Here is a 23901-nt window from a genome sequence, read left to right on the forward strand (position 1 = left end):
CTAAGCCTTACAGCGCCGATGGTACTGCAGGGGGGACCCTGTGGGAGAGTAGGACGCCGCCGAACAAATTTTGAGAAGAAGCCTCAACTCTTGGGTATACACCCGGAGTTGGGGCTTTTTCGCGTTCACTAGGTAGTCATGCGCGCATCAATGGGATCCCATGCGACATCGATGCTGAACCCGTTCACAGCGAGGCCGCATGCGAATGGGGCGGTCTGGCAGAGCGTGCGAGTGAGGCGGTCTGGCAGAGCGTGCGAGTGAGGCGGTCTGGCAGAGCGTGCGGGGCATTGACTCCGTGATGCTGAGCCCCGGCCCGATCTGTAGGGGGCTGTGCCCAATGATCAGGGATCGGGCGGCAGATCTGGATGACGACGACTGAGTGACGTACGCCGGCCCCCACTCCCATCGGAGTGGGGGCCATTCCATCGGGGAGGCTACTTCAGGCGGGACGACGCGACGATCGAGACGATGTGGGCGGGGACGAGGAGCCACACGATCGCCGTCACGGCCACGGTCGCGATCTTCGTCGCCGTCAGGTCGCCGAGCGCCAGGTCGACGATCGCCGTCACGAGCAGCAGGATGGTGCACTCGATGCCGTTGACCAGGCGGTGGAGGCCGACGGCCGAGGTGAGGCGGCGGACCCGGGCAAGGCCGCTGGAGCGCGGGACGACGGACTGGTCGGTGGCCTTCTCCATGCCGCTGTCGGAGCGCGCCACGTGGACGAGGTCGGAGGACGACTTCAGGAGCAGCACGCCGATGGCTGCCGCCAGGCCGGCCACCAGGTAGGGGTCCAGGCCGAGTTCGGAGGCGCGGATGCCCATCCCGACCATGACGGCGGCGTCGGCGAGGTAGGCGCCGAGGCGGTCCAGGTAGACGCCGAGCGGGCTGAACTGCTTGCGCCAGCGGGCCACTTCGCCGTCCACGCAGTCCAGCAGCAGGTACAGCTGCATGAAGACGACGGAAAGCGCGGCGCCGCCGAGGCCCGGCAGGGCCAGGGCGACTCCGGAGAGTACGCCCGCGAAGACCATGACCGTCGTGATCTGGTTCGGCGAGAAGCGCGTGCCCAGCATCAGGCGGGTCACCCGCAGCGAGAGCGCACGCATATAGAGGCGGCCGGCCCAGTGCTCCGCCCTGCTGTCCAGTTTGCCCGCGGGGTGGATGACCTCGCGGAGTTCCTCTAGTTGGACCTTGGTCATGCGGATTTCTCCCCTGGATCAATGTGCGTTCAGGGAAGAGCATGACGGGGGCCCGGACGGCGGGCGTAGGCAGGGTGGACAACCGGTGGGTGATGTCGTACGCGCGTATTACGGTGGCCCCCATGAACCACGTGATCCGGTCCATATGTTCCGACGAGTGGGCCAAGGTGAAGGAGCTCCGGCTCGCCGCCCTGCGGGACCCCGTCGCGCATCTCGCGTTCCTGGAGACGTACGAGGATGCCGCCGTCAAGCCGGACGCGTTCTGGCGGGAGCGTGCCGCGGGGGCCGCGGTGGGGACGACCGAGCGGCAGCAGTTCGTCGCCGTGGGTGAGGGCGGGGAGTGGGCCGGATCCGTGACCGTGCTGGTCGAAGAGGCCGGGTCGCGGGATCCCTTTGGGAGTGTGATCGAGCAGAGCCAGGGGCATCTGGTGGGGGTTTTCGTACGGCCGGAGCACCGGGGGAGCGGTGTCGGGGTGACCGGAGCGCTGTTCGATGCCGCCCTTGAGTGGTCCTGGGGGATCGGGCTCGATCGCGTACGGCTGTTCGTGCACGAGAAGAACGGTCGGGCCGAGACGTTCTACCGCAAGACGGGGTTCGTGCCGACCGGGGAGAGCGTGGAGGTGCCGGGGGCGCCGGGGGAGCTGGAGCTCGAGTTCGTGATCACTCGGGGGAGCTCGCGGGGCGTCTAGCCCTTGCGTGAGCCTCGCCTGGCCTCCGCCTGGCCTTGACCCTTGCGGATCCTTGCCGGTCCTTGCCGGTCCTTGCCCGGTCCCTGCGTGGTCCTCGTCCAGTCCCCGGTCAGACCGGGAGTTCGTACTGGGGCCAGCGGGACCTCGCCTGTTCCTGGGAGCGGAGCAGGGCGAGGGTCGGGAGGCCCCGGTTGGCTCCGCTGGTCAGGAGGTCCGGGAGCTGGGGGAGCGGGGCCACGGCCGCCACGTCGTCCAGGACGAGCGTGAGTGGTGGGTCGAGGCGACCGGAGGATGACCGTTCGGCCATGCGCCGGCCGCGCTCGACCACGCTTGAGGCGAGGGCCGTCAGGAGCGGCATCGCGCCGGGGTTCGCCTTGGGGTCCTCGATGGGTTCACCGATCACATAAAGCGTGCCCCCTTCGTTGACGAAGGAATCCAAGGCAAGGCTGTCATTTCGGTTCGGAGTGCAGGCTTCGCGGACGTTCACGGTGAAGAGGGAGGAGAGGGCGCGAGCCGTCAATTCCTGTGCGATGTCTCGGCGTTCGGGGTGCGACGTGAGGGCGGCCTCGAGTTCGCCCGCGGCGCCGGATGCGGCCTTGGGGTGGGTACGAAGAACTCGTACGGCGTCCTGTACCTGGGTGCCCTGGGCCCAGCGGTGGACGTGGCGGAAGGGTTTGCCCTCCACGGCCGCGGCGTGCAGATAGCTGCGCAGAAGCGTTTCCGCGACGTCTGCCATCGCCTGGTCGACCTTGGCGGTGGGGCGTACGGGGGCAAGTATCGCGGCCGCTCTTGCCGCCGCCGTCGCCTTGTCCTCGCAGCTCGTTGCCGGGGACCAGTGGAGGCGGGCCGGGGTGTCGCACAGATGCGAGGGGTCGTAGAGGAGGACGGGGCCGAGCTTGGCTCTGGCGTCCTTGGTCTCCGACCAGGTTCTGGGGTTCGAGGTGATGACCAGGGCCGGGCCTTCGGCGTCTCGGACGGCTTGGGCGGCGGTGATGTGGCGGGCTTCGGCGGGGGCGAGGACGACGGTGCCTGCGGCGCGTGTTGCCCACCCGGCCGCCCGTTCGCCCCGTTCCCGCGCCGCCACCGTCGGCAGGACCGCGTCTTCGGCGCGGAGGCTTTCCCGTCCGCTCACCGGTTCACGGTCAGCTGCCGAAGGAGCCGTCGACATCGGCTGCGGCGCCGTTATGGGGTGCGGCGGCGCGCCTTCGGAGCGAGCGGTTTCCCACCCGCCCGCCCCACCGTCGGCTGTCGAAGAGGCCCTCGAAGAGGTCGTCGTCGGCTGGGTGGCCGCCGGAGTGCGAGGCGCTCTCCCCTGCCTCGGTACCCCCATCCCCTCGTCGGCAGCCTCCGCCCTGCGTCTCGCCCTTCCCGCCCTCCACCTTGCCACTGTCCCCATCACGAACACCGTCAGGACCAGCAGCACCATCAACTGGCCGATGAACAGGCCCCAGAAGAGCCCGTAGCCGGACAGTTGGGCCGCGGGGGTGTCGGGCCAGGCCCCCGTGATGTCATGCGGCTGCCCGATGAGGTGGCGCATGGCCAGCGGCGTGTGCGAGAAGGTGACCGCGTCCGGCCAGGCACCCCGGGCGAACCAACCCGCGAGGCCCGTGGCCGTCCACACCATCAGCGTCATGCCAAGGAGGAAGGCCAGTACGCCGACCAACAGCCCGTCGGGGATGCCGCCTTCCCCTTCGCGACGCCCGTCACGCTGGTCCTGTCTCATCTCACGCCACCTCTCACGCCACCGTGGACTCGGAGGAGTCGTCGAGATCGCTGAGGTGCTGTTCCACGAAGGCCGCAGCCCGCTCCTCCGCCTCCAACTCCGCGGCGCGCAGCGCGTCGTCGGAGAGCAGGTCCGCGGAGGACTCGGTCATGGCGCGGTCGGTGAAGACGAGGGGGCGCTCGGTCTCGGTGATGAGGTGTTTCACCACCTGGACGTTGCCGTTGACATCCCAGACCGCGATGCCGGGGGTCAGCGTCGGGATGATCTCGACCGCCCACCTGGGCAGGCCCAGCACCCGGCCCGTCGACCGCGCCTCGTCCGCCTTCTGGGCGTAGATCGTCCTTGTCGACGCCATCTTCAGGATCGCCGCCGCCTCCTTCGCCGCCGCGCCGTCGACCACGTCGGACAAGTGGTGGACCACCGCCACGAAGGACAGACCCAGTCGCCGGCCGAACTTCAGCAGACGCTGGAAGAGTTGGGCCACGAAGGGGCTGTTGATGATGTGCCACGCCTCCTCGACCAGGAAGATGCGCTTCTTCCGGTCGGGGCGGATCCATGTGTGCTCAAGCCACACGCCCACGATCGCCATCAGGATCGGCATGGCGATCGAGTTGCGGTCGATGTGGGACAGGTCGAAGACGATGAGGGGCGCGTCGAGGTCGATGCCCACCGTGGTCGGGCCGTCGAACATGCCCCTCAAGTCACCGTCGACCAGGCGGTCCAGGACCAGCGCCACGTCCAGGCCCCACGCCCGTACGTCGTCTATGGCGACGTTCATCGCCTCCGCCGACTCCGGCTCGGGGTGCCGCAGCTGTTCGACGATGTCCATCAGCACCGGCTGGCGCTCGACGATCGTCTCGTTCACGTACGCGTGCGCGACCTTCAGAGCGAAGCCCGAGCGCTCGTCGAGGCCGTGGCCCATCGCGACCTCGATGATCGTCCGGAGCAGCGCGAGCTGGCCCGTCGTCGTGATCGCCGGGTCGAGCGGGTTGAGGCGGATGCCCATGTCGAGCGCCGCGGTCGGGTCGAGCCGGATGGGAGTTATTCCCAGCTCCTCCGCGATCAGGTTCCATTCGCCGACGCCGTCCTCGCCCTGTGCGTCGAGGACGACGACCTGGCGGTCCCGGAAGCGCAACTGACGGAGGACGTACGTCTTCTCCAGGGCCGACTTGCCGTTGCCGGACTCGCCGAGGACCAGCCAGTGCGGGGCCGGCAGCTGCTGCCCGTACAGCTGGAAGGGGTCGTAGATGTACCCCTTCCCGGAGTACACCTCGCGTCCGATGATGACACCGGAGTCGCCGAGGCCGGGCGCGGCGGTCGGCAGGTAGACCGCCTGGGCCTGACCCGTGGAGGTGCGCACGGGGAGGCGGGTCGTCTCGACCTTGCCGAAGAGGAAGGACGTGAAGGCGTCCGTGGCGGCGGACAGCGGATCCCGCATCAGAACATCAGCCCCTACCTGCGGATTCCGGTGGCGAACGGCAGTGTGTTGACGAAGGCGCGGTGGTGCTCGCGGTCGCACCACTCCAGCTTCAGATACGACTTGCCGGCCGAGGCGCGGATCGTCCGCTTGTCGCGTGCGAGGGCTTCCGGCGAGCGGGCGGAGACCGTGATGTAGCCGACGAGGTTGACGCCCGCGGCGCCACTGGCGAGATCCTCACCGCGCTGGTCCAGGCGGTTGTGCGAGGCGACGTCGCGTGGGTCCACGGTGCGGTTCATCTTGGCGGCGCGGCTGGCCTCGGCCTCGTCGTTCGTCTTCTCGGTCAGCATGCGCTCGATGGCGACCTCGGTGGGTTCGAGGTCCATCGTGACGGCCACGGTCCGGATCACGTCCGGGGTATGGACGAGCAGCGGGGCGAGGAAGTTGACGCCCACCGGGGTCATCGGCCACTCCTTCACCCAGGCCGTGGCGTGGCACCAGGGTGCGCGGGTGGAGGACTCGCGGGTCTTCGCCTGGAGGTAGGTGGGCTCCATGGCGTCGAGTTCGGCGGGCCAGGCGTTGCGCTTGGTCATCGCCTGGATGTGGTCGATCGGGTGGTCCGGGTCGTACATCGAGTGCACGAGGGAGGCGAGCCGCCCCTGACCGAGCGGCTGCCGTACGCGGATGTCGGCTTCCTGGAGCCGCGAGCAGATGTCGGTGAGCTCGCGCGCCATGACGACGGCGAGGCCCGCGTCCCGGTCGAGCTTCCTCCCGCCCTGGGGCCGTGCCGCCCGCGCCATCGCCTGTGCCTCGGCGGCGAGTTCGCGCGAGTAGTGCATGCAGGCGACGAGGTACGCCCGGTGCTGCTCGCTGCTCGTGGACACCATGGACTGCAGTTGGTCGTACGACTGCTGGAGCCACCCGGGGGCCTTCCCGTCGCCTCGCACGGCGACGTCCTTGGCGTGTGCGTCCGGGTCGGCGGGCAGGGTGCGCGCGAGCATTTGCAGCCGGGTGACGAAGCCGTCGCCGTTCGCGACGTGCTTGAGGAGGGTCCCGAAGCGGTCGACGAGGGCTTCCTGGTCCTCGGAGTCGCGCAGGCCGACGCCCGGTCCCTCGATCTCGATCGCTGCCGTCACCGTGCGGCGGTCGGCGTGCAGGAGGACGGCGATCTCGTCCGGGCCGAAGGGCGCCGCGAGCCATGAGATGCGGCCGATACCCGGCGGCGGTCCGATCTCGATCTCACGGCCGTCGAGACGCGTACCCGCCTCCATGACGTTCGACCGGTACGTCGTCCCCTGGCGCAGGGTCCGCTTGTAACTGCGGTTGATCTCGAACCACTTGTAGAACGTGCGGCGCTTGTACGGGACGTACACCGCGGCCAGCGCAAGGAGCGGGAAGCCCATGAGCAAGACGATCCGCAGGGACAGGACGGGGACGAGTAGACCGCACATCATGCCGAGGAACGCGCCCGCGATGATCAGCGCGATCTCGCCGGATTCACGATTCCGGCCGACGATCGCGTTCGGCCGGGCGCGGCCGATCAGATATGTACGGCGGGGCGTGACCGGATGGGACACGTGGGACTCGGTCGTCAACGCCCTTCACCTCCCGTGCGGTTGGTACTGCTGTTGCGGGTGCTGCTTGCGTGCGGGGTGTTGGCCGGGCTGGTACGCGGCGGGGGTGCGGCGGAGGGGACAGATCCGCCGCCTCCGTTCGGCGTACGCGTGCTGTGCGCGGCCACACCGCCGGAGGCCGGGTTGGCGGGGCGGGGCTGGTTGCCACCGCCTCCGCCGCCGTTGTTGTCGGCGCGGGAACTGTGGGTCTTGATGCCCTGCGCGACCAGGGTGGCCGGCGAGCTGATCACGGCCGCGGCCTTGCTCTCGGCGCCCTGCATGATGCGGTTGTTGCGGGAGCCCGCGATCTCGTCGCCGAAGCCCGGTACGAAGCGGTAGATCATCGCGCTGGCGAAGATGGCGAGCAGGATGATGGCGAGGCCGGAGACGACGGCGGAGAAGGCGTCCGGCCCGCTGTCGGTGGACAGCGCCCCGGCGAGCCCCAGCACGATCACGATCACCGGCTTCACCAGGATCACCGCGATCATGATGCCCGCCCAGCGGCGGACATGGCCCCACAGGTTCTTGTCGACCAGACCCGCGTAGACGACGGTGCCGAGCAGGGCGCCGACGTAGAGGAGGGCGGCCCGGATCACCAGCTCCAGCCACAGCACACCCGCCGCGAGGATCGACACCAGCGACACGACGATCAGCATGATCGGGCCGCCGCCGATGTCCTCGCCCTTGCTCAGCGCGCCGGAGAACGTCCCGAAGAAGGTGTCCGTCTGGTTGCCGGTGGTCTTGGCGAGCACCTCGGTGACACCGTCCGTCGCCGAGACGACGGTGTAGAGGATCAGCGGGGTGAAGGCGCTCGCCAGCACCGTCAGCCACAGAAACCCGATCGCCTCCGACAGCGCGGTGGTGAGCGGGACACCCCGCACCGCCCTCTTCGCCACCGCCAGCAGCCAGAGCAGGAGGGTGAGGATCGTGGACGCCGCGAAGACGACGGCGTACTGCTGCAGGAACTTGGGGTTCGTGAAGTCGACGTTCGCCGTGTCGTTGACCGCGGTGGAGAGCTTGTCGATGGTCCAGGAGGCGGCGTCGGCGCAGCCCTTGGCGAGGGAGGAGAGGGGGTCGAGGGTGGAGGTGGGGTCGAGGCTGCCTCCGGTGCCCTTTCTGCCGCTGTCGCCTTCGCAGTAGTTCTTGGCGGGGCCGTGGATGAGGCCGCAGGGGTCGCTGCTTGGCGACGGAGTGGGCGCGGCGACGGCCCGCGTGGCCACCAGCACCGCGGTGGCCTGCAGGGCCCCAACGGCGGCGCCGAGTTTGAGTACGCGATGGTTAGCGGGCATACGAGAACCCTCCGTACTCCTCGACAGCCTTCGCGATGTCGTCGGCGCTGGAGGCCCGATCGTCGCCCGGGACGGGCGCGGGGCCGTCCTTCTGAGAGTGCGAGACGATCTTCCAGTCCCCGCCGGTCCACTCCAGCTTCATGGTGATGGTGAACCAGCTGCTGGTGACGGGGTTGGTGGAGTTCTGGCCCGCGAGGCCAAGTAGACCGCCACACCAGACCTCGACTGTCGCGGTGTCACCGGAGGACGCGGTCACCTTGGTGCCGATGGGGCTCGTCCGCGAGACGAACGTGTAGCCCTGGGGCGCCGAGCCGTCCTCGTTGAGGCCGACGTTCTTGTTGAACTGCGGGGTGTACGCCTTGTCCAGCGTGGTCTCGAACTCGGTCACCCGGGACGGGGTGACGACGGCCGAGAGGATCTGGTCCCGCTTGCCCTTGTTGAACATGTCGGCCGAACCCAACGCCACCGCATAGTTCGCCGCCGCGCTCTGCGCCCCCTGCTCGCTCCGCGCGAACCCCGACGGGATCCCCGCCGTCTTCGACTCCACCGGACGCGTCCCCGAGGCCGCCGTAGGTGATGTCTTCGCCTTGTCGCCGCCTCCGTTGCCCGAAGAGGAGTCGTCCCCTCCACGGTTCGCGAAGGCGATCGCGGCGATCAGGAGGACGACGACGCCGACGACCGTGACCAGGCTCCGGGAGGAGGACCGCCCGCGGCGGGCGCCGCCGTAGACGTCGCCCGGGCGGTCGGGGAGGCGGGTCCGGGTCTGGCCGGAGCCGCCGTACCCCCCGTCCTCGCCGCGCGAGGCGTCGCCGTAGCCGGGTTCGTCACCGAGACTCATGTCGCGTACGCCCCCTCAACCTCTCGCTGAACCAAGTAGTACGACGGTAGCCGTGCTGGTTCCCGCGCGGGCGCGGTGTGGTGACTCGACATCAGGGAAACGCAACCTCAGCCGGTGGGCACGACGGACGGGTGGGTCGGAGGGGAGAGGATCGGGCGCGCCCGGCCGGGGACTGACGGTGCGCCAGGCATGGCCGGGCCTAGACAGCCATGCCGTACACGATGGTGAAGAGTGTGCCGAGCGATCCGATGATGAAGACTCCGGTGAGGCCCGCGATGATGAGGCCCTTGCCCTGTTCGGCACTGAAGGTGTCGCGGAGGGCGGTCGCACCGATGCGCTGCTTGGCCGCGCCCCAGATCGCGATGCCGAGGCAGAGCAGGATGGCGACCGCCATCACGACCTCGATCATCACCTTCGCTTCGTTGCCCAGGCTGCCGAAGGGACCCCAGTCCGGAGCGATCCCGCCGATGATCGTGGTGATGTCGCCCTTATCGGCTGCGAAAAGCATGTAAGTCACCGCCCCTAGTGGGTAGTTCTGCACCCCCTGCCACTGCGCGCAGAGGTCGGGCCCATTCTCGCCGACAATGACGCTGTCGTATGTCGACTTGGCGTCATTGATTGGCGGGTTTCGTACGAATCCCTTGTCACCGGCGTACGCGGGATCCTCACGGGAGGCGTGCGACGGTATGCGAGGGGTCGCATGGTCACTCTGTGTATCACGGCAGGTCACGCCGGGCAATGAAGTCGGAGCGGAACCTGTCGTGTGGTTCCGTCGTTAACCCCTTCTACGAAGCGCACGCCCCGCCCGTCTCGTACGTACGCCGTGTGCGCGTCCCGATTCTGACGGGCCGTCGAGCCGATGTTCTCCGGGTCGTCGCGTCTGCGGGATGTGGACGCCGACCGTCGGCCCGGTGTTCCCCAGGCTATCCCTCGCCTCTGAACGCGGCGAAACGGGCCGCGGTCGGTTGCCGCGGCCCGTTCTCCGAACGCCGCCGGTGGATGGGCACGGTCACTTCATGGCCGGGGTTCGGTGGACTCCTCGTCCTCCAGGCCCTCTACGAAGTGGTCGAATTCTCCTGCCTGTACGCCCAGTACGAACGCGTCCCACTTTCTCCGGGTGGTGGTGACGACGTTCTCCGGGTCGCTGGTCTCACGGATGTGGACCAGGTCGTTGTCCCCGAAGGCGAGTTCGATCCAGGGGCCGGGGCCGGTCGCGTCGTCGGGCGCCGCGCGGACCCAGTCCAGGTTCTGGGGGACTTCAGCCACGGTGGTCGTTCTCCTTCAGTACGTGGATGAGGGTGCGGAAGGCGGCGGGGGTGGCTCCGTGAGCGGAGACTGCTCCCGGCAACCGTATCCCCGCCCTGGTCCTCCACCCTCCAACTCCCGCACGATCCCCGGGCCCGGGGATCGCCCGGGTCACCTTCCGGCGTACGGGCGCCGACGCGGCGGGGGCGGTTCACAGGAGACTTTTAGTCTGCCCTCGGCGTTTTTCTCACGTGCCTGCGGCAAGGTGAGGGGCGATGAAGCGCACCTCCCGTCCCCCCGGCACCCGCCGGCACGCCCTGCTCGGTGCGGTCGTGTTGATGGTGGCCGTGACGTCCTCCTCCGTGGCGGCCGCGGATGCCGGTCCCGGGCCGCTCGGGGTGACCGTGCCTGCCGCCGCGACCGCGCAGAGCGCACGCGTGGGCGCGCTGTTCCACGGGAGCGGCGGGCACTTCTGTACCGCGTCCGTCGTGCACAGCGCCGGCCGGGATCTGATCGTGACCGCCGCCCACTGCGTGGACGGCGGAGGGACCCTGCGCTTCGCCCCCGGGTACCGGGACGGGCAGGCACCGTACGGGTACTGGGAGGTCGCCGGGACCGTCGTCCCCGAGGGGTGGACGAACGCGCAGGACGAGGACACCGATGTCGCCTTCGCCGTTCTCGCCGAGAAGGACGGGAAGGGTGTCGAGGATGTCGTGGGGGGTGGGAACGTCTTTGCGGCCGGGCGTGCCACCGGGTCGACCGCCGTCACCGTCACCGGGTATCCCAGCACCTTCGATACGCCCATCACCTGCACCAACAAGCCCACCGTCCACAGCCGCACGCAGCAGCGCATCGAGTGCCCCGAGTTCGCCGGGGGGACGAGCGGGAGTCCCTGGGTGAACGGTGACGGGGAGGTCGTCGGTGTCATCGGCGGGCATCAGCAGGGCGGCGACACCGACGACGTCTCGTACAGCGTCGTCTTCGGGGACGAGGTCGCGGCGCTCTATCGCGAGGCCGTCATGACTGGCTCGTGACCTCGTTGGAGATGTACACGGCGAGCCAGAGCAGCGGCAGGAGCAGGACCACGTAGGCCAGCGGGCGCTGGAAGACCGGCTTGCCCTGGTCCATGACCACCCCGGTCGGGGACGGCGTCGTCGGGTGTGGAAGCTTGCCGATCTTCGTGCGGACGTAGAGGTTCCACAGGAGTGTGAGGGGGGTGAACAGGAGCAGCGACACCGGGCTCCACCAGCCGCCCGCCAGGGTTTTCGTCGTCATGTCGCGGTGGATCGCCGTCGCGCAGGAGCGGCAGAACGGGCCCTCCATCTTGGAGAACCGCATCGCGACCAGCAGGCCCGTGTGCTGACGGATGGTCATGTCCCCGGCCGGCTGCGAGGCGCATATGCGGCAGCCGGGGGTAAGGGGTGGCGGGGCGGCCGCGTAGGCGGGGCCGCCCGCGGGGGCGTACGGGTCCTGGCCGTACGCGGGGGCGGTCTGGGCGTACGCCGGGTTCTGGTGCGGTGCTGCCGGGCTCTGCGCGTACGGGTTCTGGCCGTACGCCGAGTTCTGTGCGCCGTACGCGTCCTGTGTGCCGTATGAGCCATACGGCTGCGCCCCGTTTGGCGCGTAACCGCCTTGCGGGGCAAAGGGGTTGCCCTGGGGCGGGTTCGAGTGCGGGGGCGGGGTCGCCACGTGCGGTTTCTCCTTGTGCGTGATCGTCCCGCTGCGCGAGGCCCGCCTCTAGACTGACCGTCGGCGGACTCCTGGGCGGCGAGGGGCGGTTGACGGTGCGTAAGGCATGGATCGTAGCGACCGCTGCTGTCGGGGCGGGGATCAGCTTCGTGATGCTGCTCGTCGTCGGCGTCTACATGGTCGCCGGGAACCTCGCCAACGGGTTGGGCGGAGGCGCGGTCGCGCTCGCCAAGGGAGCCGTACCCGCCGCGTACCAGGGGCTCGTACAGAAGTGGGGGAATCTGTGCAGCGCCATCAATCCCGCGCTGCTGGCCGCCCAGCTGTATCAGGAGAGCGGGTTCAACCCGAATGCCAAGAGTCCGGCGAAAGCGGAAGGGATAGCGCAATTCATCCCGGGGACCTGGGCCACGCACGGAGTCGACGGCGACGGGGACGGCGACCGCGACGTATGGGATCCGAATGACGCGATTCCGTCGGCCGCCTCGTACGACTGCCAGCTCGCCTCCTACGTGAAGAACGCGCCGGGGAACGTCACCGAGAACATGCTCGCCGCCTACAACGCGGGGGCCTACGCGGTCATCAAGTACGGAGGCGTGCCGCCGTACAAGGAGACCCGGAACTACGTGAAGACGATCACGACACTGTCGAAGAGCTTCGCCGCGCCGGTGACCCGGGTGGATCCCTCGAAGCAGGCCGCGGCGGCGATCACGTACGCGCAGAAGAAGCTCGGAACGCTCTATCTGTGGGGCGGCAACGGTGGCGCTGACCAGGGCGGACGCTTCGACTGCTCGGGGCTGACGAAAGCCGCGTACGAGAGTGTCGGGGTCGAGCTGCCGCGAGTCGCCAACGATCAGTACAACGCCGGGCCGCACCCGAAGAGGGAAGAGCTGCTGCCCGGGGATCTGGTCTTCTTCTCGGACGACCTCACCAACTCCCGGGCCATCCGGCACGTGGGGATCTATGTGGGCGGCGGGTACATGATCGACGCACCGAGGCCGGGCGCCGTGATTCGCTTCGACCCCGTCGACACCCCCGACTACTTCGGGGCCACCCGGGTGACCGAAGATGGCGCGAAAGCATTGCCCACATCCGTGTGAACCTGGGGGAAAGCACCCCCTGAGCTGCGGAGATGTGTCTCTCTTCGATAACGTCTGCGTGATCATTCCGTGGAGGGTGGAACGTATGACAAGGGACTGTGCGTTCCTTTTGACGTAGCGCTGTTCTATGACGCGGTTCTAGCGGTTCTACGACCACGGGGGTGGATCGAGCCGCGCACGAAACGGTGCGCGCGCGGGAAAGACGACGAAGGGGCCGCAGCACCATGGCTGGACTCGCCGAATCCGGTTCGAACCCCGACGTCGACCTGCTCTACGACATCAACGGCCTGGCCAAGTCCGCGCCGCACTGGTTCGACCGGGGCATGGAGTTCGTGGGCGAGTACGGGCTGCTGCTCGCCATGGTCCTGCTGGTGCTGTGGTGCTGGTGGACCGTGCGGCGGCGGGGCGGTGCCCATGCCGCGTCGTCCGTGGCCGCGTTGGTGTGGGCGCCGCTGGCCGCCGGCATCGCGGTGCTGGTGAACGTGCCGATACGGGGCTTCGTGGAGAGACCCCGCCCCTCCGTCGACCACCAGGGGCTGGACGTCCTGGTCTCCGGCAAGACCGACTTCTCCTTCGTCAGCGATCATGCGACGCTCACCATGGCGATGGGGGTCGGGCTGTTCGTGGCGAACCGGAAGTTCGGGCTGGCCGGGATCGGGCTCGCGCTGCTCGAAGGCTTCTGCCGGGTGTACATGGGGGTGCATTACCCGACGGACGTCGTCGGAGGGTTCGCGCTCGGTACGGCGGTGGCGCTGCTGTTGTCGCCGCCGGCGATGGCGTTGCTGACACCTGTCATGAAGGCGGTGGAGCAGGCCCCGCGCGCCGGGTGGCTGATCCGGGCGCGGGGGGTGGCTCCCGCCGGGCGGGATGCGGTGATTCCCGGGGCTCGGGCGGAGCTGCCCGAGGAGCGGGACCTGGCCGCGTAGCCGGCTGGGGCTGGGGAGCTGCCGTCTCCCAGACCCCCGCTTCGGTCTGAACGGCCATGTCCTCAAACGCCGGACGGGCTGAAAAGCCGGCCCCCTTACAGCGCCTGCGGGAACGTGAAGAAGTGGTTCGGGTCGTACTGCCTCTTCAACGTGGTGAGGCGGGTGGCGGCGTCGCCGTAGTACGCCTTGCGCCAGTCGGTGAGGGTGGGGTCCGTGTAGTTCTGGTAGGCGGCGCCCGAGGCGTGCCGGGCCATCGCGTTGTGCGCGGTGGTGAGCCAGGACTGGGCGGTCGTGCCCGAGGTGCCCGTCTGCCAGGAGGCGATGTACTGGGCGAGCATGCGCGAGCGGCGGTGGACGAAGGCCGTCGCGGTGGGCGAGACGCGGTTGACCGCGCCGCCCAGTGCCGTCAGGGCGATGCTGCCCGAGCCGCCTCGGACCGACGAGATCTGGTGGAGAAGCGTCTGGATGCCGGCCGTCGATATCGAGCGGTCGAAGAAGTCCGAGCGGGCCGCGTAGGTCTCGCGGCCGAGGGCGCCCTGGGGGCTGCGGCCCGGGGTCGATCCCGGGAGGTGGCACTGGGCATCGGTCGGGAAGGAGGAGCAGCCCGCGTACACCTCCATCGAGTCCTCGTACGAGCGCTTCTTCAGGGAGACGCTGCGCGCGGGGGAGCCGATCTTGTCGGCCAGGCGGTCCACGGCGTTCTGGAGTTCGCTGTACGTGCCGAGGGAGAACGCCGCGATGGAGACCGTGGGCGTGCCTCCGGCCGCGTTCGCGAGATGGCACGATGACCAGATCTCGTCCGGCTGGTCCGGGCCCCACTCCTGCCAGGCCTTCACCACGGCGGCGGCCTTGGCCCAGGGCCAGGTCATGTACGCCGAGACGGCCTGCGGGGCGGGGTGGGTCCGGAAGCGCAGCTCGGTGACGACGCCGAAGTTGCCGTTGCCGGCGCCGCGCAGGGCCCAGAAGAGGTCCTTGTTCTCGGTGGCGTTCGCGACGAGCTGCTTGCCGTCGGCGGTGATCAGCGTCGCCTGCGTAAGGCTGTCGCAGGTCAGACCGTACGCCCGTGACACGACGCCGTGGCCGCCCCCGAGCGTCAGTCCGGAGACGCCGACGGTCGGGCAGGAACCGGCCGGGATGGTCACACCCTTCGCGGCGAGGGTGCGATAGACGTCGATCAGTTTCGATCCGGCTCCGACGACCGCCTCGTTCCCGGACGCCCGGATCTTGTTCAGCTTGGAGACGTCGACGACCAGGCGGCCGTTGCCGGAGGACCAGCCGGCGTACGAGTGGCCGCCGTTGCGGATCGATACCTTGATGCCGTGGGCGCGGGCGTAGTCCATGGTGGTGCGGATGTCGTCCGCGTGGGCCACATACGCGACGGCGGCGGGCTTCAGGTTGTCGAAGCGCGTGTTGTAGAGCTGGTGCGCGGCCGTCCAGCTGCGGTCTCCGGGGCGGACCAGTGCGCCGTCCAGCTCCCTCGACAGGGCGGCCCAGTTCGCGGCGGCGCGGGTGCTGGTGGTGGCCGTGCGTATGGAGGTGCCGCTGCTCTCGGTGGCACCGGAGGCCTTCGGGCCGCCGCTGTCACCGCCGTTGCACGCGGACGTCGCCGCCGCCGCGAGTGCGGCGGTGGCTCCGCCGATGAACGTACGCCGTTGCATGTGCGCCTCCCGAGGGTTCCGTGGAACGAGACGGGTCCCCGGGCCCCAGGGTTCCACCGGCGAATGCCACGGAATCGCTACAGCGCAGCTCCAGCGGCACGACCGTTCGCCGCCGAGACGGCTAGGCCCTGTCGTCAAATTCCCGTCTGCCCCGCGACGCCATGCACGCACTCTCGCCGCACCGGGCACAGACCCAAGTACATCCAGTACGAGGGCCTGTGCCCGGCACGCCGAGAGCACGCACCTGACGCCGCAGGGCCCGCCCTCCGGGCGGACGACGGGAATTTGACGACAGGACCTAGGGCCTGTCGTCACGACAGGCCCTAGGCCAGAAGGGTACCGGTGTGGGTTTGCGCGTCCTCGCGGGCCAGGCTGCGGGCTCTGCGGGCCGGGCCTCTCCAGCCGCACGTGCAGCGGGCTACGCAGAAGCGGCCCTGTTCGACCGTCGTGGTCCGGTGTTCCAGGGAGGCGTCGGTCTCGTCCTGCTGTGCCACGCCGACAACGTTACCCAAGGCAAGTGAACGGGATGCCGCCGCGTGACGGGCGCCTCTACTCGTCGTTAACCGGAACGACAGGGAGGGCCCGGGACGGACCGGCTGGGGGTCGGCAGGAGATGGTGGCGCTGGAGGAAGGGCGGGCCGGCTGGACGGTCGTCGCGGCTGTCGCGGCGGGGTTGATGGTGTGTGCCACGGGATGCTCGGGCGGCGGGGCCGCCGCCGAGGACGCCCACGCCGGTGCCGACTCCGTCCAGGTGCTGCACCGGGCCGCCGCCACGCTGGAGCGCGCGGGCAGTGCGAAGGCCCGTACGTCCATGGAGATGGCCACCGGCGGGACCCGCGTCACCATCCGGGGCGAGGGCGTGTACGACTTCAAGGATCAGATGGGGCAGCTCAAGGTGCTGCTGCCGCAGGACCCGGCCGGCACCGACGAGCACCGGCCGATCACCGAACTCCTCGCCCCGGGTGCCCTGTTCATGAAGAATCGCGGTGCCGGCGTGCCCGCCGACAAGTGGGTCCGCGTCGACACGGCCGGCCTCACCGACGGGAACCTGGTGACGGGCGGCGCCACCGACCCGTACGCGGCGGCCGAGTTGCTGCGCGGGGCGCGGGCGGCGACCTATGTGGGGAAGACCGAGGTGGCCGGGACTCCGGTGCGGCACTATCGCGGGACCGCCGACCTGGACATCGCCGCGCAGAGCGCGTCGAAGGGGCAGCGGAAGGCTCTGATGGCGGCGGCCAAAGGGTTCGCCACCGCCGAGGTGCCGTTCGATGCCTACCTCGACGATCAGGGGCGGCTGCGCAAGGTCCGCCACCGGTTCAGCTTTGTCAACGGGCAGCAGAAGGGCACGGTCGCGGTCGCCTCGACGACGTTGCTGTTCGACTTCGGGGTCCCGGCCGACGTACAGCTTCCGGAAGCCGGGGACATCTTCGCCGGGAAGATCGCGGAGTAGTGGATTCCGGAGGGATGGGCAAGAGCATCCGGAGCCGTAGCTTCACCGGAGGGCCGGAAATGGCCCTTCCGTGCCATGCGCGGTGTGTAGGCCGCTCCCTACTCTAGGAAGTCGGTGACGGCAGGAAGAGGTGATGCACGTGGCTCCGGTCGGCGGTACGGCAGTTCAGGACCACGTGGCCCTCGCCGAGATCGAGCTGTGCGGCGACCTGATCATCGCGGCCTCGGCCGCCCATGAGGACCGGCTCAGTCTTGAGAGCATCGACGAGGTGCTGAAAGTGGCTGAAGAGCGTGCCCATGATGTCCCTGAGCGGGGTGTCGAGGAGTAGCCTCCCGGCCTTCCTCCGGTACCCGGGCGTGGCCCGGTCCCCGCCACGTCGTACCCCACGTCACACCATGATTCATGTCACCTCGTACCGCATGTGTGAAATGTACGAAACGGTCGGTGTCTCAGGTACGGAGCAGTCGGCCGATCGCCTTTGTCGCCTCTTCGACCTTCGCGTCGATCTCGTCGCCGCCCTTGACGGCCGCGTCCGCGACGCAGTGGCGCAGGTGCTCCTCCAGGAGCTGGAGGGCGAAGGACTGCAGGGCCTTCGTGGAGGCGGAGACCTGGGTGAGTATGTCGATGCAGTAGACGTCCTCGTCGACCATGCGTTGCAGGCCGCGGATCTGGCCCTCGATGCGGCGCAGGCGCTTGAGGTGCTCGTCCTTCTGCTTGTGGTACCCGTGGATTCCGCGGTCGTGGTCGGTCACGATCTCCTGCGGTTCCTGGACCTCTTTCACCTCGCCGGAGGGTGCCGTCGCGCCGGCCTCGGTGGTCGTCATCGCGTCCTCCTGCTGAATCTGCCGAATTGGTCCCGGGCGGTTGGCGAACCTGTCTGAAACGCCACTTACATATACCCCTGGTAGGTATATGGTATCGAACTTTGCTGGGTATAGGGCCCTTGCCCGATGCCGGAACCGGACCCTGTGCTGATCACTGTGCCCGATGGGCGACACTGGGGGACGGCCCATTAGCCGTGGCCGGATGATGCGCCTAGCATCAGCCTGACCGAACCGAAGCACCCCGAGGACCCCACGTGCGCTTTCGTCTGACCCCCAGGGAGACGAGCTTCTATGACATGTTTTCCGCATCCGCGGACAACATCGTCACGGGCTCGAAACTCCTGATGGAACTGCTTGGGGCGGACGCCTCCGCCCGGGCCGAGATCGCAGAGCGTATGCGGGCAGCGGAACACGCCGGTGACGACGCCACGCACGCGATCTTCCACCAGTTGAACTCCTCGTTCATCACGCCGTTCGACCGTGAGGACATCTACAACCTGGCCTCGTCCCTCGACGACATCATGGACTTCATGGAGGAGGCCGTCGACCTGGTCGTCCTCTATAACGTCGAGGAACTGCCCAAGGGTGTCGAGCAGCAGATCGAGGTGTTGGCGCGCGCCGCGGACCTGACGGCGGAGGCCATGCCGAACCTCCGCACCATGGACAACCTCACCGAGTACTGGATCGAGGTCAACCGGCTGGAGAACCAGGCCGACCAGATACACCGCAAGCTGCTGGCCCACCTCTTCAACGGCAAGTACGACGCCATCGAGGTGCTGAAGCTCAAGCAGATCGTGGATGTGCTGGAGGAAGCGGCCGACGCGTTCGAGCACGTGGCGAACACGGTGGAGACCATCGCCGTCAAGGAGTCCTGACCCGTTCATGGACACCTTTGCTTTGATCGTGACCATCGGGGTCGCGCTCGGATTCACGTACACGAACGGCTTCCACGACTCGGCGAACGCCATCGCCACATCGGTGTCCACGCGGGCGCTGACCCCGCGGGCGGCGCTCGCCATGGCCGCGGTGATGAACCTCGCCGGTGCGTTCCTCGGCAGCGGTGTCGCGCACACCGTCAGCAGCGGGCTGATCGAGACGCCCGAGGGCGGCAAGGGGATGGGAATCCTCTTCGCGGCGCTCATCGGCGCCATCGTCTGGAACCTCATCACCTGGTACTTCGGGCTTCCGTCGTCCTCGTCGCACGCGTTGTTCGGCGGGCTGGTGGGGGCGGCGCTCGCGGGTGGTACGACCGTTCTCTGGACCGGTGTCCTGGACAAGGTCATCATTCCGATGTTCCTGTCGCCGGTCGTGGGTCTGATCGTCGGCTACCTGGTGATGTGCGCGATCATGTGGATCTTCCGCAGGTCCAATCCCCACAAGGCCAAGCGGGGATTCCGTATTGCTCAGACCGTGTCGGCGGCCGGGATGGCGCTCGGGCACGGTCTTCAGGACGCCCAGAAGACGATGGGTGTCGTGGTGATGGCGCTCGTCATCGGTGGCGTCCAGGGGTCGGACGATCCAATTCCGGTGTGGGTGAAGATCATCTGTGCGGTGATGCTGTCGCTGGGGACGTACGCCGGTGGGTGGCGCATCATGCGGACGCTCGGGCGGAAGATCATCGAGCTCGATCCGCCTCAGGGGTTCGCCGCGGAGACGACGGGGGCGTCGATCATGTTCGCCACGGCGTTTCTCTTCAAGGCGCCGATCTCTACGACGCATGTCATCACCTCCGCCATCATGGGCGCCGGGGCGACGAAGCGTGTGAACGCGGTGCGGTGGGGTGTCGCCAAGAACATCGTGCTGGGGTGGTTCATTACGATGCCGGCGGCCGCGTTGGTGGCTGCGGCCAGCTTCTGGGTTGTGAACCTGGCGTTCCTGTAGGCGGGGTGGGTTTCTCGCCCCCTCCGCCCCTGCCCGTCCCGTCCCTGGGGGCTGCGCCCCCAGACCCCCGCTTAAAGATTGCGCAGTTCCCCGCGCCCCTGAAAAGGGCCGCGGGGAACTGCGCTACAAGCGCGGAAACGAGCGGGCCCGCCCCCGGGAGCCAGGGGCGGGCCCTTCTCGTCCTCGCGGTGGCACCGCCATGCAGCACCGCGAGGGGTATGGGTGGCGTCGGCTCAGCCGAAGCGGCCGGAGATGTAGTCCTCCGTGGCCTGGACCGACGGGTTGGAGAAGATGCGCTCCGTGTCGTCGATCTCGATGAGACGGCCGGGCTGGCCGACCGCGGCCAGGTTGAAGAACGCGGTGCGGTCGGAAACGCGGGCGGCCTGCTGCATGTTGTGCGTCACGATGACGATCGTGAAGCGCTCCTTGAGCTCACCGATGAGGTCCTCGATGGCGAGGGTGGAGATGGGGTCCAGGGCCGAGCAGGGCTCGTCCATGAGGAGGACCTGGGGCTCCACCGCGATCGCGCGGGCGATGCACAGGCGCTGCTGCTGACCACCGGAGAGACCGGAACCCGGCTTGTTCAGACGGTCCTTGACCTCGTTCCAGAGGTTCGCGCCCTTGAGGGACCTCTCGACGATGTCGCTGAGCTCGGACTTCTTGTAGGAGCCGTTCAGGCGCAGGCCCGCCGCCACGTTGTCGAAGATCGACATGGTGGGGAAGGGGTTGGGGCGCTGGAAGACCATGCCGATCGTGCGGCGCACGGCGACGGGGTCGATCCCGTTCCCGTACAGGTCCTCGTCGTCCAGGAGCACCTTGCCCTCGACGCGGCCGCCGGGGGTGACCTCGTGCATGCGGTTGAGGGTGCGCAGGAAGGTCGACTTGCCACAGCCGGAGGGGCCGATGAAGGCCGTCACCGAGCGGGGCTCGACCGTCATCGAGATGTCTTCGATCGCCTTGTGGGCGCCGTAGTAGGCGGTGAGACCGCTTACGTCGATTCGCTTGGCCATTTCAATCACTGCTTCTTTCGCGAAGGTTCGGGTCGCTGATTGGCCGCGTCAGCGGCCCGTCTTGGGCGCCTTCCAGCGCGCGATGCCACGCGCTGCCAGGTTGAGGATCATGACGAAGGCGATGAGCGCGAGTGCCGCCGCCCATGCCCGGTCGTAGGCCGCGCCGGAACCGGCGCTGTTCGCGTACTGCTGGTAGATGTACAGCGGCAGCGAGGCCTGCGGGTCCGAGAACGGGTTGTCGTTGATGACACTGGTGCCCCACACCAGCAGCAGCACGGGAGCGGTCTCACCGGTGATGCGCGCGACGGCGAGCATCACACCCGTGGTGATACCACCGATGGAGGTCGGCAGAACCACCTTGAGGATGGTGCGCCACTTCGGGATGCCCAGCGCGAGGGAGGCCTCGCGCAGCTCGTTCGGTACGAGCTTGAGCATCTCCTCCGTGGAGCGGACCACCACGGGCATCATCAGGATCGACAGGGCGAGCGAACCGGCGAAGCCGGAGTACCCCATGTCCAGGATGAGGATCCAGAAGCTGAGAATGAAGAGGCCGGCGACGATCGACGGGATGCCCGTCATGACGTCGACGAAGAAGGTGACGGCCTTGGCGAGCTTGCCGCGCCCGTACTCGACGAGGTAGATCGCGGTGAGCACACCGATCGGCACCGCGATCAGGGTGGCGATGGCGACCTGCTCCAGGGTGCCGATGATCGCGTGGTAGATGCCGCCACCGGGCTGGGTGTCGGCGACCACACCCATGGAATGGGTCAGGAAGTAGACGTCGAAGACCTTCACACCGCGCTTGACGGTCTCCCAGATCAGGGAGGCCAGCGGGACGACGGCGACGATGAAGCAGACCCAGACGAGGCTGGTCGCGACCCGGTCCTTGGCCTGGCGGCGGCCCTCGACGCGCGCGGCGATGGCGTATGTGCCGAGGACGAAGAGGATCGCTGCGATCAGGCCCCACTGGACCTTGCTGTCGAGGCCGGCGCCCAGGCCGATGCCCGCGGCGACGGCGACGGAGCCCACGGCGATGGCCCACGGGGACCACTTCGGGAGGCTGGCGCCGCGCAGCGTGCTGGCGCGCCTGTGGCTGACGGGTGCGGTGCTCATGCGTTGGCCCCCGAGTACTCCTTGCGGCGGTTGATGATCACGCGCGCCGCGCCGTTGACCAGCAGGGTGATGACGAACAGGACGAGACCAGAGGCGATCAGCGCGTCCTGGCCGAGCGGGGTGGCCTCGCTGAACTTGCTCGCGATGTTCTGGGCGAACGTGCCGCCGCCCGGGTCGAGCAGGCTGGCGTTGATATCGAAGGTCGGGGAGAGGACCGTGGCGACGGCCATCGTCTCGCCGAGCGCGCGGCCGAGGCCGAGCATCGAGGCGGAGATCACGCCGGAGCGGCCGAAGGGCAGCACCGACATGCGGATGACCTCCCAGCGCGTGGCGCCGAGGGCCAGCGCGGCCTCCTCGTGCATCTGCGGGACCTGGCGGAAGACCTCACGGCTCACGTTCGTGATGATCGGCAGGATCATGATCGCCAGCAGGATGCCGACGGTGAGCATCGAGCGGGGCGCGCCGCCCTGCCACTCGAAGATGCCGGTCCAGCCGAAGTAGTGGTCGAGCCAGCCGAAGAGTCCGTCCATGTGCGGTACGAGGACGAGGGCGCCCCAGAGGCCGTACACGATGGACGGGACGGCGGCCAGCAGGTCGATCACGTACGCGATGGTGCCGCCGAGCCTGCGCGGCGCGTAGTGCGTGATGAACAGGGCGATGCCGACCGCGACCGGGACCGCGAGGACCATGGCGATGAGCGCGGAGACCACGGTGCCGAAGGCGAGGACCGCGATACCGAAGGTCGCCGGTTCGAGGCTGGTGTTCCACTCGAACGTGGTCAGGAAGTTCCCGTGGTCCTTGCTGATCGCAAGGGCGGCACGGTAGGTGAGGAAGGCCGCGATGGCGGCCATGATCGCCAGCAGGAAAATGCCGGACCCGCGCGAGAGACCGAGGAAGATCCGGTCTCCAGGGCGGGTGGCGCCGCGGCTCGCACTCTTCAGGACGGCCGCGGAAGGCTGTGGGGTGGGGGGAGGGGCTTCAGCGTTCTGTGTTGATATGTCCATCAGGATTCTCCGGTCTGCGGAGCCGTACGGGTGGCGGCTCCAGGCGGCGGTGCACCGGACGGTGCGGCCCGCCTCGGCGAGGCGGGCCGCACACTCAGGTCAGCTCAGGCTCGAGATGGTGGAACGGACCTTGGTGATGATCTCGTCGGGGATCGGCGCGTACTTGGCGTCGGTCAGCAGCTTCTGACCGTCCTCGCTCGCGATGTAGGTGAGGAAGGACTTGGTGGCGGCCAGGGTGTCGGCCTTGTTGCCCTTCTCACAGACGATCTCGTAGGTGACCAGGGTAAGCGGGTAGGCGCCTTCCTCGGTCGGCTTGTAGTTCAGGGACAGCGCCAGGTCGTTGCCCGTGCCGGCGACCTTGGCGGTGGCGATGGCCTTGGTGGCGTTCTCGACGGTGGCCTTGACCGGGGTCGCGGCGTCCGTCTTCAGGTCGACGGTGTTGATGCCGTCAGCGGCGTAGGAGAGCTCGAAGTACGAGATCGCGCCCGGGACCTGCTTCACCTGCTGGGCCAGGCCGGAGGAGCCCTGCGCGGACTGGCCGCCCTTGGCCTGCCAGGCCTTGCCGCCCGAGTACTTCCAGTCGGACGGGGCGACGGCCTTCAGGTACTTGGTGAAGTTGTCCGTGGTGCCGGACTCGTCCGAACGGTGGAAGGCCTGGATCTTGGTGCTGGGAAGCTTCGCGTCGGGGTTCAGCTTCGCGATGGCCTTGTCGTTCCACGTCGTGATCTTGCCGTCGAAGATCTTGGCGAGCGTGGAGGCGTCCAGCGTGAGGTTGTCCACGCCGTCCAGGTTGTAGCCGATCGCGATCGGGCCGCCGACCATCGGAAGGTCGATGGCGGCGTTGCCGCCGCAGGCCTTCTTGGCAGCCGTGGCCTCTTCGGGCTTCAGCGGCGAGTCCGAACCGGCGAACGCGGTCTGGCCCTGGGTGAACGCGGTGATACCGGCGCCCGAACCCGTCGGGTTGTAGTTGATCTGCACGCTGCTGCACGCGGCCTTGAACTGCGCCACCCACGCGTCGATCGCGTTCTTCTGCGCGGAAGAGCCGGAGGCCTGCAGCTGGCCCTTGGCGTCGTCACACTTGATGGCGCTGTTGTTGCTGGCAGAGGCCGAGCTGCCGCCACCGTTGCTCTTGCCAGTGTCGTCCGAGCCGCACGCCGTGAGGGCCAGGGCGCCGGAGACGGCGACGGCACCGAGCGAGAGGGCGCGAAGCCGGTTCTTGCGCTGAAGCTTCACTTTCGG

At 68.5% G+C, this 23901-nt stretch carries 24 protein-coding genes and 1 rRNA gene; 9 read left to right on the forward strand and 16 right to left on the reverse strand.

The features are described 5' to 3' along the window. Positions 1-65: ribosomal RNA gene (rrf, locus tag IEY95_RS51045) — 5S ribosomal RNA — on the forward strand; the annotation flags it as partial. Between the two features lie 369 nt (positions 66-434). On the opposite strand, the gene IEY95_RS12355 is transcribed toward rrf, so the two are convergent. Then, positions 435-1196 (reverse strand): CDP-alcohol phosphatidyltransferase family protein, encoded by a 762-nt coding sequence (locus tag IEY95_RS12355; protein WP_189186030.1) that lies wholly within the window; start codon positions 1194-1196, stop codon positions 435-437. A 122-nt stretch (positions 1197-1318) separates the two neighbouring features. Between IEY95_RS12355 and IEY95_RS12360 the strand changes: the two genes are divergently transcribed. After that, positions 1319-1885 carry a GNAT family N-acetyltransferase gene (locus IEY95_RS12360; RefSeq protein ID WP_189186031.1) on the forward strand — a complete coding sequence of 189 codons (567 nt, stop codon included), beginning with the start codon at positions 1319-1321 and terminating at the stop codon, positions 1883-1885. A gap of 109 nt (positions 1886-1994) precedes the next feature. Here the strand turns inward: IEY95_RS12360 and IEY95_RS12365 are convergent, their stop codons facing one another. The 7 genes from IEY95_RS12365 to IEY95_RS12395 all read right to left on the reverse strand — a co-directional run bounded on the left by IEY95_RS12365 (position 1995) and on the right by IEY95_RS12395 (position 10031). After that, a complete protein-coding gene (locus tag IEY95_RS12365) occupies positions 1995-3608 on the reverse strand; it encodes a type VI secretion protein (protein ID WP_189186032.1) in 1614 nt (537 codons plus the stop codon). A gap of 13 nt (positions 3609-3621) precedes the next feature. Then, the gene (locus IEY95_RS12370) at positions 3622-5046 is read right to left on the reverse strand and encodes an ATP-binding protein (RefSeq protein WP_189186033.1); all 1425 of its coding nucleotides are present in this window, start codon (positions 5044-5046) and stop codon (positions 3622-3624) included. A gap of 14 nt (positions 5047-5060) precedes the next feature. Continuing rightward, positions 5061-6620: an SCO6880 family protein gene (locus IEY95_RS12375; RefSeq protein WP_189186034.1), complete on the reverse strand. Its 1560-nt coding sequence runs from the start codon at positions 6618-6620 to the stop codon at positions 5061-5063. Then, positions 6617-7927: a hypothetical protein gene (locus IEY95_RS12380; protein ID WP_189186035.1), complete on the reverse strand. Its 1311-nt coding sequence runs from the start codon at positions 7925-7927 to the stop codon at positions 6617-6619. Before IEY95_RS12380 ends, IEY95_RS12375 begins: the two co-directional genes overlap by 4 nt. Then, complete coding sequence (locus tag IEY95_RS12385) at positions 7917-8765, reverse strand: DUF8175 domain-containg protein (protein WP_189186036.1); 849 nt, start codon at positions 8763-8765, stop codon at positions 7917-7919. Before IEY95_RS12385 ends, IEY95_RS12380 begins: the two co-directional genes overlap by 11 nt. Before the next feature lie 199 nt (positions 8766-8964). Continuing rightward, entirely contained in the window at positions 8965-9273 is a 309-nt protein-coding gene (locus IEY95_RS12390) for a DUF8827 family protein (RefSeq protein WP_028804304.1), read from the reverse strand. A gap of 506 nt (positions 9274-9779) precedes the next feature. Then, on the reverse strand, positions 9780-10031 hold the full coding sequence (locus tag IEY95_RS12395) for a DUF397 domain-containing protein (RefSeq protein ID WP_189186037.1): 252 nt from the start codon (positions 10029-10031) through the stop codon (positions 9780-9782). Positions 10032-10285: 254 nt separating this feature from the next. Between IEY95_RS12395 and IEY95_RS12400 the strand changes: the two genes are divergently transcribed. Next, positions 10286-11044 carry a trypsin-like serine peptidase gene (locus tag IEY95_RS12400; protein ID WP_189186038.1) on the forward strand — a complete coding sequence of 253 codons (759 nt, stop codon included), beginning with the start codon at positions 10286-10288 and terminating at the stop codon, positions 11042-11044. Here the strand turns inward: IEY95_RS12400 and IEY95_RS12405 are convergent. Then, entirely contained in the window at positions 11028-11699 is a 672-nt protein-coding gene (locus IEY95_RS12405) for a hypothetical protein (RefSeq protein ID WP_189186039.1), read from the reverse strand. The two genes, IEY95_RS12400 and IEY95_RS12405, sit on opposite strands and share 17 nt — an antisense overlap. Before the next feature lie 89 nt (positions 11700-11788). Here IEY95_RS12405 and IEY95_RS12410 point away from each other — a divergent pair, with 89 nt between their 5' ends. Both IEY95_RS12410 and IEY95_RS12415 read left to right on the forward strand, forming a co-directional pair. Then, entirely contained in the window at positions 11789-12796 is a 1008-nt protein-coding gene (locus IEY95_RS12410; RefSeq protein WP_229702848.1) for a C40 family peptidase, read from the forward strand. A gap of 224 nt (positions 12797-13020) precedes the next feature. Beyond that, complete coding sequence (locus tag IEY95_RS12415) at positions 13021-13722, forward strand: phosphatase PAP2 family protein (protein ID WP_189186041.1); 702 nt, start codon at positions 13021-13023, stop codon at positions 13720-13722. Positions 13723-13817: 95 nt separating this feature from the next. On the opposite strand, the gene IEY95_RS12420 is transcribed toward IEY95_RS12415, so the two are convergent. Both IEY95_RS12420 and IEY95_RS12425 read right to left on the reverse strand, forming a co-directional pair. Beyond that, positions 13818-15380, reverse strand: a complete 1563-nt coding sequence (locus IEY95_RS12420; protein WP_189186042.1) for an FAD-binding oxidoreductase — start codon at positions 15378-15380, stop codon at positions 13818-13820. 323 nt (positions 15381-15703) lie between these two features. After that, entirely contained in the window at positions 15704-15874 is a 171-nt protein-coding gene (locus IEY95_RS12425; protein ID WP_189186043.1) for a hypothetical protein, read from the reverse strand. Positions 15875-15993: 119 nt separating this feature from the next. Here IEY95_RS12425 and IEY95_RS12430 point away from each other — a divergent pair, with 119 nt between their 5' ends. Then, entirely contained in the window at positions 15994-16830 is an 837-nt protein-coding gene (locus IEY95_RS12430) for an SCO4651 family lipoprotein (RefSeq protein WP_189186044.1), read from the forward strand. A gap of 133 nt (positions 16831-16963) precedes the next feature. Beyond that, the gene (locus tag IEY95_RS12435; protein WP_189186045.1) at positions 16964-17158 is read left to right on the forward strand and encodes a hypothetical protein; all 195 of its coding nucleotides are present in this window, start codon (positions 16964-16966) and stop codon (positions 17156-17158) included. A gap of 121 nt (positions 17159-17279) precedes the next feature. On the opposite strand, the gene IEY95_RS12440 is transcribed toward IEY95_RS12435, so the two are convergent. Further along, positions 17280-17654 carry a metal-sensitive transcriptional regulator gene (locus IEY95_RS12440; protein WP_189186046.1) on the reverse strand — a complete coding sequence of 125 codons (375 nt, stop codon included), beginning with the start codon at positions 17652-17654 and terminating at the stop codon, positions 17280-17282. 254 nt (positions 17655-17908) lie between these two features. Between IEY95_RS12440 and IEY95_RS12445 the strand changes: the two genes are divergently transcribed. Further along, positions 17909-18529 carry a DUF47 domain-containing protein gene (locus tag IEY95_RS12445; RefSeq protein WP_189186047.1) on the forward strand — a complete coding sequence of 207 codons (621 nt, stop codon included), beginning with the start codon at positions 17909-17911 and terminating at the stop codon, positions 18527-18529. Between the two features lie 7 nt (positions 18530-18536). Next, the gene (locus IEY95_RS12450) at positions 18537-19535 is read left to right on the forward strand and encodes an inorganic phosphate transporter (RefSeq protein ID WP_189186048.1); all 999 of its coding nucleotides are present in this window, start codon (positions 18537-18539) and stop codon (positions 19533-19535) included. 233 nt (positions 19536-19768) lie between these two features. Here IEY95_RS12450 and pstB read toward each other — a convergent pair whose 3' ends face one another. The 4 genes from pstB to pstS all read right to left on the reverse strand — a co-directional run bounded on the left by pstB (position 19769) and on the right by pstS (position 23895). After that, positions 19769-20545: a phosphate ABC transporter ATP-binding protein PstB gene (pstB, locus tag IEY95_RS12455; protein WP_189186049.1), complete on the reverse strand. Its 777-nt coding sequence runs from the start codon at positions 20543-20545 to the stop codon at positions 19769-19771. 48 nt (positions 20546-20593) lie between these two features. Beyond that, a complete protein-coding gene (gene pstA / locus IEY95_RS12460) occupies positions 20594-21658 on the reverse strand; it encodes a phosphate ABC transporter permease PstA (protein WP_189186050.1) in 1065 nt (354 codons plus the stop codon). Then, complete coding sequence (gene pstC / locus IEY95_RS12465) at positions 21655-22662, reverse strand: phosphate ABC transporter permease subunit PstC (protein WP_189186051.1); 1008 nt, start codon at positions 22660-22662, stop codon at positions 21655-21657. Before pstC ends, pstA begins: the two co-directional genes overlap by 4 nt. Positions 22663-22761: 99 nt before the next feature. Then, on the reverse strand, positions 22762-23895 hold the full coding sequence (gene pstS, locus IEY95_RS12470) for a phosphate ABC transporter substrate-binding protein PstS (protein WP_189186475.1): 1134 nt from the start codon (positions 23893-23895) through the stop codon (positions 22762-22764). Positions 23896-23901 lie beyond the last annotated feature (6 nt).

The sequence above is a fragment of the Streptomyces albiflavescens genome (assembly GCF_014645835.1).
GTDB lineage: Bacteria > Actinomycetota > Actinomycetes > Streptomycetales > Streptomycetaceae > Streptomyces > Streptomyces albiflavescens.

Bases quoted from the DNA above. Each gene is read 5' to 3' on its own strand.
- IEY95_RS12390 (WP_028804304.1), bottom strand. From the start codon at position 9,273: ATGCTTTTCGCAGCCGATAAGGGCGACATCACCACGATCATCGGCGGG.
- IEY95_RS12355 (WP_189186030.1), bottom strand. From the start codon at position 1,196: ATGACCAAGGTCCAACTAGAGGAACTCCGCGAGGTCATCCACCCCGCG.
- IEY95_RS12430 (WP_189186044.1), top strand. From the start codon at position 15,994: ATGGTGGCGCTGGAGGAAGGGCGGGCCGGCTGGACGGTCGTCGCGGCT.
- pstA (WP_189186050.1), bottom strand. From the start codon at position 21,658: ATGAGCACCGCACCCGTCAGCCACAGGCGCGCCAGCACGCTGCGCGGC.
- IEY95_RS12365 (WP_189186032.1), bottom strand. From the start codon at position 3,608: ATGAGACAGGACCAGCGTGACGGGCGTCGCGAAGGGGAAGGCGGCATC.
- IEY95_RS12380 (WP_189186035.1), bottom strand. From the start codon at position 7,927: ATGCCCGCTAACCATCGCGTACTCAAACTCGGCGCCGCCGTTGGGGCC.
- IEY95_RS12370 (WP_189186033.1), bottom strand. From the start codon at position 5,046: ATGCGGGATCCGCTGTCCGCCGCCACGGACGCCTTCACGTCCTTCCTC.
- pstC (WP_189186051.1), bottom strand. From the start codon at position 22,662: ATGGACATATCAACACAGAACGCTGAAGCCCCTCCCCCCACCCCACAG.
- IEY95_RS12450 (WP_189186048.1), top strand. From the start codon at position 18,537: ATGGACACCTTTGCTTTGATCGTGACCATCGGGGTCGCGCTCGGATTC.
- IEY95_RS12415 (WP_189186041.1), top strand. From the start codon at position 13,021: ATGGCTGGACTCGCCGAATCCGGTTCGAACCCCGACGTCGACCTGCTC.
- IEY95_RS12385 (WP_189186036.1), bottom strand. From the start codon at position 8,765: ATGAGTCTCGGTGACGAACCCGGCTACGGCGACGCCTCGCGCGGCGAG.
- IEY95_RS12440 (WP_189186046.1), bottom strand. From the start codon at position 17,654: ATGACGACCACCGAGGCCGGCGCGACGGCACCCTCCGGCGAGGTGAAA.
- IEY95_RS12400 (WP_189186038.1), top strand. From the start codon at position 10,286: ATGAAGCGCACCTCCCGTCCCCCCGGCACCCGCCGGCACGCCCTGCTC.
- IEY95_RS12360 (WP_189186031.1), top strand. From the start codon at position 1,319: ATGAACCACGTGATCCGGTCCATATGTTCCGACGAGTGGGCCAAGGTG.
- IEY95_RS12420 (WP_189186042.1), bottom strand. From the start codon at position 15,380: ATGCAACGGCGTACGTTCATCGGCGGAGCCACCGCCGCACTCGCGGCG.
- pstB (WP_189186049.1), bottom strand. From the start codon at position 20,545: ATGGCCAAGCGAATCGACGTAAGCGGTCTCACCGCCTACTACGGCGCC.
- IEY95_RS12435 (WP_189186045.1), top strand. From the start codon at position 16,964: ATGCACGTGGCTCCGGTCGGCGGTACGGCAGTTCAGGACCACGTGGCC.